Origin of the sequence: Streptomyces botrytidirepellens (genome assembly GCF_003721215.1) — a bacterium.
In the GTDB taxonomy this organism is placed as follows: Bacteria; Actinomycetota; Actinomycetes; order Streptomycetales; family Streptomycetaceae; genus Streptomyces; species Streptomyces himastatinicus.
This window is the reverse complement of sequence record NZ_RIBZ01000175.1, coordinates 1-4,328: the sequence shown is the minus strand read 5'-3', so window position 1 is coordinate 4,328 and position 4,328 is coordinate 1. Positions and strand designations below refer to the sequence as shown.

The 4,328-nt window shown below is 72.7% G+C and carries 5 protein-coding genes; 1 reads left to right on the top strand and 4 read right to left on the bottom strand.

Annotated features, from left to right (window positions below; all coding sequences use genetic code 11):
- Together EEJ42_RS13560 and EEJ42_RS13555 are read right to left on the bottom strand one after the other, a co-directional pair.
- Positions 1-990 (bottom strand): serine/threonine-protein kinase (locus tag EEJ42_RS13560; RefSeq protein WP_246096573.1); only part of this gene is annotated, 990 nt, incomplete at its 3' end.
- A 196-nt stretch (positions 991-1,186) separates the two neighbouring features.
- Positions 1,187-2,029 carry a VOC family protein gene (locus tag EEJ42_RS13555; RefSeq protein WP_123100196.1) on the bottom strand — a complete coding sequence of 281 codons (843 nt, stop codon included), beginning with the start codon at positions 2,027-2,029 and terminating at the stop codon, positions 1,187-1,189.
- 354 nt (positions 2,030-2,383) lie between these two features.
- Here EEJ42_RS13555 and EEJ42_RS13550 point away from each other — a divergent pair, with 354 nt between their 5' ends.
- A complete protein-coding gene (locus tag EEJ42_RS13550; protein ID WP_063735950.1) occupies positions 2,384-3,031 on the top strand; it encodes a TetR family transcriptional regulator in 648 nt (215 codons plus the stop codon).
- Between the two features lie 337 nt (positions 3,032-3,368).
- Here EEJ42_RS13550 and EEJ42_RS13545 read toward each other — a convergent pair whose 3' ends face one another.
- Both EEJ42_RS13545 and EEJ42_RS13540 read right to left on the bottom strand, forming a co-directional pair.
- The gene (locus EEJ42_RS13545) at positions 3,369-3,845 is read right to left on the bottom strand and encodes a nitroreductase family deazaflavin-dependent oxidoreductase (RefSeq protein ID WP_246096560.1); all 477 of its coding nucleotides are present in this window, start codon (positions 3,843-3,845) and stop codon (positions 3,369-3,371) included.
- A 17-nt stretch (positions 3,846-3,862) separates the two neighbouring features.
- Positions 3,863-4,328, bottom strand: a 466-nt coding sequence (locus EEJ42_RS13540; protein ID WP_281291449.1) for an acyl-CoA dehydrogenase family protein, incomplete at its 5' end; no start/stop codon positions are given.

Below are 4,328 nucleotides of genomic sequence, written 5' to 3'. Positions count from 1 at the left end.
CCGCTCGGGCGGCAGCGGCGCGGAGGCCGGGCTTCCGCCCCCGGAGGGGCGGGAGGAGCCGGACGCGGGCCGCGCGGAGCGGGCCACCTGGTTGCGCCCGCTGCGCTTGCGCTCGATGAGCGCGACCGCGCCGCCCGGCAGCCACGCCGAGGCCGTGCCGCTGTCGTCGGCGTTGGAGGCGAACAGGTGCGGGGCCAGCTGCGACTGCAAATCGGCCGGGGACGGCCGCCGGTCGGCCTCCATCTGCATGCACGACTCGATCAGCGGCCGCAGCTCGTCCGGCAGCCCGGTCAGGTCCGGTCCCTCGCGCAGCAGCATGAACACGGTCTCGACCGGGTTCGCCCCGTGGAAGGGGGCGTGTCCGGTGGCCGCGAAGGTCAGGGTGGAGCCGAGCGAGAAGATGTCGCTGGCGCCCGTCACGCTGCGCGAGTCGCGCGCCTGCTCGGGCGACATGTAGGCGGGCGTGCCCACGGCGACGTTGGTCATCGTCAGCCGGGTGTTGGAGACGCCCGAGGCGATACCGAAGTCGATCACGCGCGGGCCGTCCTCGACGACCAGCACGTTCGACGGCTTCAGGTCCCGGTGGACCAGGCCCGCGCCGTGGATGGACTGGAGCGCCTCGGCGACCCCGGCCGCCAGCCAGCGCACCGCCTGGGCCGGCATCGGCCCGCACTCATTGACTATTTCCTCGAGCGACGGCGCGGGGACGTAGGCCGTGGCGAGCCAGGGCACCGCGGCGCGCGGATCGGCGTCCACGACCGCCGCCGTGTAGAAGCCGCTGACCGCGCGGGCCGCCTCCACCTCGCGGGTGAAGCGGACGCGGAACAACTGGTCCTCGGCGAGCTCGGTCCGGACCGTCTTGATCGCGACCCGTCGGCCGGACGCCGAACGTGCCAGATAGACGAGCCCCATGCCGCCCGCGCCAAGCCGGCCCAGCACCTCGAAGGGACCGATCCGCCTCGGATCGTGCTGCGTCAGCTGCTCCACCACTTGCCTGCCACCTCCCCGTGGGGGCTTGAAAAAATACAGCCCCGTGCAGCGTCTCACCGACAAACCAACCGGCGGCACGCATCCTGCATTCTCTCTGGCGAAGGCGGCGGTTGCGAACCCGGGGGCGATTCGTCGTGTCATCGGGCGATACGGAGCCGGAGCCCATCCGGTTCGACCGTCCGCCGCCGGATCGCTCTCAGTCCCGCCCGGCCCTGTTCTCCCTTGCTCCGGAGCCCTCCTGCGAGGTGTCGATGACCGCGAAGACCGCGCCCTGATTGTCCACAAGGACCGCGAAACGCCCGTACGGCGTATCTTCGGGCCCATTGAGAACCCGCCCGCCCAGCCTCTGGGCCGTACGCGACGCATGATCGCAGTCCGCCACCACAAAGTACGTCAGGAAGTGCGCGGGCAGTTCGGCCGGGGGCCCTTCACCGATCACGACCCGCGCGGCGACGGCGTGGTCCGGGTCGGCGGGCTCGCCGCGCGGCGACCACAGCAGGAGGTCGGCGGGGCGCTTCTCCCCGGGCCCGGCCCCTTCGGCGCCGGGCGCCGCAGCGGCCTCGTACGCGAAGACCGTCCGGTAGAAGGCGTCCACGACCCGCGGCTCCCGGGTGTGGACCTCGGTCCAGCCGTAAGCGCCGGGTACGTCCCGGCGGGCGAAGCCGGGGTGGCTGCCCGTCTGCCAGAGCCCGAAGACCGCGCCGCCGGGGTCGGCGGCCGTCGCCATGACGCCCAGGTCGTCGATCCACCGGGGCGCGACGATCACCCGGCCGCCCGCCTCGCGGATCCGGGCGGTGGACGCGGCGGCGTCCCCGGTGGCGAGGTAGACGTTCCAGACGGTGGGCATCCGGCCGTCGGACTTGGGGACCAGTGCGGCGACGTCCTTCCCGTCGAGCCTGGCCCAGGTGTACGGGCGGTAGCCCGCGGTGCCCTCGGCGAAGGTCCAGCCGAACAGCTCGCCGTAGAAGCGGCGGCCCGCCGCGAGATCGGGCAGCATCGCGTCCACCCAGCAGGGCACGCCTTCCGCGTGTGCGGCCATGACCCGAGTCCTCCCGCGTCCTCCGTTTCGCGGCTTCTACCGCATTTGCCACGCTAACGGGGGATCGTCCCGGGTGCCCGCTTCGAAAGTCGAAATATTTGGCCAATCCTTGGCCCGGATCACCAGGTCCCGACCGGTCATCCACGCTTCTTATCCACAGGCTGTTGATAACACGATTCACTCGCATGACGGAGCGGTGATTGACGGCTTGACGACGTCCAAGAGGCCACTGGTTGGGGCCGGAATCAGCCATTCCGAGCTGCGGAAGAGGGCTCACAAACCCTCTCATCCCGCACGAACCCCATTTGCACGCAGTCGAATCGCGCTTCGATCACCCCTCGGTAAGCTGACGTCATGACAGGACAAGTACGCACCGTCGACGGTCGGGTGGCCGGTCGTCGCGGGCAGGCGACGCGGCAGAAGCTGCTCGACTGCCTCGGCGAGATGCTCAGCACATCCCCGTACCGAGACGTCAAAGTCATCGATGTCGCCCGTAAGGCAGGCACCTCACCGGCGACGTTCTACCAGTACTTCCCCGATGTGGAGGGCGCCGTCCTCGAGATCGCCGAGGAGATGGCGAAGGAGGGCGCGGGCCTGACCGAACTCGTCTCCGGACGCTCCTGGGCGGGCAAGTCCGGCGCCACGGCGGCCGACGAGCTGGTCGACGGCTTCCTCTCCTTCTGGCGCAAACACGACGCCATTCTGCGCGTGGTCGACCTCGGCGCGGCCGAGGGCGACAAGCGGTTCTACAAGATCCGCATGAAGATCCTGAACTCCGTCACCAACTCCCTGACGGACGCCATCAAGGAGCTTCAGTCCAAGGGCCGGTACGACAAGGACGTCCAGCCGGCGGCCGTGGCGGGCTCGCTCGTCGCGATGCTGGCGGCGGTCTCCGCCCACCAGAAGGGGTTCCAGAGCTGGGGCGTCAAGCAGGCCGACCTCAAGCCGAGCCTGGCGCTGCTGGTGCACCTGGGGATCACCGGCCGCAAGCCGCCGAAATAGCACCGCGGCGCGCACCGGCGGCGCCAGCGCGCTCGTACGCGCCCCCGCGCACATCCGCGCGCCGATGCCGGTCGGGCCCGGCCGGCGGGCCAGCACGTCCTGTCATGTCACGGCGGATCACTCGGACACGAGTGGTCCGCCGCGGCCGTTTTCCCCCGGGGCTCCGCCCCGGGCCCCGCTCCTCAAGCGCCGGAGGGGCTGGGTTGTGCGTACCCGGAACCCCTGCACCCCCGCCCCTCCGCCGTACGGCGGCTCCCCGCCAGGGGCACCACGTTCCGGCGGCTACCCTTCCGGCCCGGACGCCGGTTCCAGGCGGAAGAGGCGGATCCGNCGGCGGCTACCCTTCCGGCCCGGACGCCGGTTCCAGGCGGAAGAGGCGGATCCGGCGGTCCACCCGCGCCTGGTAGCGCTCGTACGGCGGCCAGAAGGCCACCACCGCCGACCAGGCCCGGTCCCGTTCCGGGCCCTCCAGCAGCCGGGCCCGGACCCGGATGTCGCGGCCCTGCCAGCTGATCTCCGCGTCCGGGTGCTTCAGCAGGTTGGCGGTCCAGGCCGGGTGGCCGGGGCGGCCGAAGTTGCTGCCGACCAGGATCCAGCCGCCGCCCTCCTCCGGCATGCAGGCCAGCGGCGTACGGCGGGGCAGCCCGGACTTCGCGCCGCGTGCCGTGAGGACCACCCCCGGCAGCATCCGCGCGCTCGGCAGGACCCGGCCCCGGGTCAGCCGGTGGACGGCGCGGTCGAGGGCCGGGACGACGTGCGGGGCGAGCCGCGCGAAGGCGCGCCCCGAGGACACCTTCTGGACGAGCCGGGTCATCCGCTCCCCCGGCGGCATCAGACCGTCACCGCCGGGGCGAACAGGCCGTCCCGGTCGGCCGCGCGCGCCCGCAGCCGGTGGGCGGGACCGAAGAGCAGCTCGTCGGAGGCGGCCCGCTTGAGGTACAGGTGCGCGTCGTGCTCCCAGGTGATGCCGATGCCGCCGTGCAGCTGCACGGCCTCGCCCGCGGCCGCCCGTTGCGCCTCCAGCGCGGCGGCGAGCGCGAGTGGGCCCGCGACCGGGGCTTCCGGCCCGTCGGCCGCCCATGCCGCGTAGTACGCGGCCGAGCGCGCCGCCTGGACCGCGACGTACACATCGGCCAGCCGGTGCTTGACCGCCTGGAAGGAGCCGATCGGGCGGCCGAACTGCTCGCGCGTGCGGACATGGTCGACCGTACGGGTGAGGGCCGCGTCCGCCGCGCCCACCGCCTCGGCCGCGAGGACGGCCGCCGCCGGGCCGCCCAGCCCGGCCAGCGCGCCCGCG

Coding starts and splice junctions, on each gene's coding strand:
- EEJ42_RS13555 (WP_123100196.1), bottom strand. CDS start 2,029: ATGGCCGCACACGCGGAAGGCGTGCCCTGCTGGGTGGACGCGATGCTG.
- EEJ42_RS13550 (WP_063735950.1), top strand. CDS start 2,384: ATGACAGGACAAGTACGCACCGTCGACGGTCGGGTGGCCGGTCGTCGC.
- EEJ42_RS13545 (WP_246096560.1), bottom strand. CDS start 3,845: ATGACCCGGCTCGTCCAGAAGGTGTCCTCGGGGCGCGCCTTCGCGCGG.